This is a genomic window from Arachidicoccus sp. (genome assembly GCF_050436765.1).
Taxonomy (GTDB): domain Bacteria; phylum Bacteroidota; class Bacteroidia; order Chitinophagales; family Chitinophagaceae; genus Arachidicoccus.
Map to the genome: position 1 here is coordinate 1 of NZ_JBNQGD010000252.1, position 2,063 is coordinate 2,063.

The 2,063-nt window shown below is 37.5% G+C and carries 2 protein-coding genes; both read left to right on the forward strand.

Going from position 1 to position 2,063, the window contains the following annotated elements; all coding sequences use genetic code 11:
• The coding region (glgB, locus tag ACQR30_RS11140) for a 1,4-alpha-glucan branching protein GlgB (protein WP_429735053.1) at window positions 1-1,293 on the forward strand (1,293 nt) is incomplete at its 5' end.
• A gap of 7 nt (window positions 1,294-1,300) precedes the next feature.
• Window positions 1,301-1,888, forward strand: coding sequence for a peptidylprolyl isomerase (locus ACQR30_RS11145; RefSeq protein WP_429735055.1), 588 nt, complete (start codon window positions 1,301-1,303; stop codon window positions 1,886-1,888).
• Window positions 1,889-2,063 lie beyond the last annotated feature (175 nt).

Below are 2,063 nucleotides of genomic sequence, written 5' to 3' on the forward strand. Positions count from 1 at the left end.
TTTGATGGAAGCTGGGGTTATCAAGGTACTGGATATTTTGCCCCTACAAGTCGTTTTGGTTCACCACAAGATTTCATTAAATTGGTCGATGCTTTTCATAATGAAAATATAGGCGTAATACTGGATTGGGTTCCTTCACATTTTCCACACGATGCACATGGTCTCTATCGGTTCGACGGCGAACATACTTACGAATATGCTGATACCCGCAAAGGCTTTCACCCAGATTGGAATTCATATATTTTCAATTATTCACGCGGAGAAGTGCGCAGTTTTTTATTGAGTAGTGCACATTTCTGGTGCGATATTTTCCATGCGGATGGCATACGGGTAGATGCCGTGAGCTCCATATTACGGCTTGATTACAGCAGAGAAGAAGGACAATGGGAACGCAATGAACATGGTGGCAATGGCAACATCGAAGCAATAGCATTTGTAAAATTGTTGAACGAGACTCTATATAAAGAATTTCCAGACATACAAATGATTGCCGAAGAATCCACGGATTGGCCGGGAATTAGCAGACCCACTTTTGAAGGCGGATTAGGTTTCGGGATGAAATGGATGATGGGCTGGATGCATGACACCCTAAAATATTTTAAACAAGAACCCGTTTTCAGAAAGTATCATCAAAATAATTTTACTTTCAGTATGGCTTATTTTTACAACGAAAATTTTATGCTGCCTCTTAGTCACGATGAGGTAGTACATGGGAAAAGTCCTATGTTGTATAAAATGCCAGGTGACGATTGGCAAAAATTTGCAAATTTAAGATTGTTATATAGCTACATGTTTCTGCATCCGGGAGCTAAATTACTTTTTATGGGTAATGAATTTGCAGCAACCAAGGAGTGGAATTATAAAAGTGAGCTGCAGTGGGACTTGTTGATGTGGCCAAGTCATCAAGGAATGAAATATTGTGTACAGGAATTGAATAAATTATACCAATCGGAAAATGCATTGTTTGAAAAACAATTTGATAGAAATGGTTTTGAATGGATAGATTTGAGCCATGAAGATGAATGTGTGATCGTTTTTAAAAGAAAAGGAATTAAAGCAAAAGATGACTTATTGATCATTCTCAACCTCACTCCGGAAGTACGATTAAGCTGGAAGATTAATGTTTTTGGCAAGGCAAAATGGGTAGAAGTATTCAATAGTAACAATAAAGAATTTTGGGGAACCGGCGATGTAAACAATACAGATATCGTAATTAATGAAATTGATAAAAAAGCTAAATATTATTCACTGGAAGTGAACTTGCCGGCACTTTCAGCGATCGTATTGAAATGATAAAAGAATGAAAAAAGTATTTTGGATAATAATCCTTTGTTTAGCGTTGCAAAGTTGTGGCACTAAGAAATATGCAAATCCACATGTAATTATCACCACTAAAGTGGGTGATATTGAATTAGAGCTATATCAAAAACAAGCACCAAAAACAGTTGCCGCTTTTCTTGCTTATATAAACGAAGGATTGTATGACGATGCAAGTTTTTATAGAGTATTAAATGCAAGCGACCAAGCATCTGACGCACCTAAGGCCAACTTAATTCAAGGCGGGATATGGCAAACAAATCCGGATAAATTGGCGACTTTAAAAGGCATCCCTCATGAGAATACACATCACACAGGAATATTACATAAAAACGGGACCATATCGCTAGCACGTGAAGCGCCGGGAACGGCCAACTCTGAATTTTTCATTTGTATTGGCGACCAGCCTGGATATGATTCCGGCGGGGCAAATAATCCCGACAAACAAGGTTATGCTGCTTTCGGACGTGTCATTAGCGGAATGGATATTGTAATTAAGATTTATAATATGAATCAAGAAAATCAATCCTTTGATCCGCCTATTCCCATTTATGGTATCAAAGAATTATAGCGCCAAATGCTTAATTGAAACCCAAGAATTATTTGTAGCAATTAGAGCCGGCTATTCGCATAGTAAAAATACATTATCGATATACCAAGTAAAAAACGATAAGTCCAACCATTAAAACTCGAGCGCTGTAACCTGCTTAATTAATCAAACAATTTGGTCTGTGTTAAAATACCTT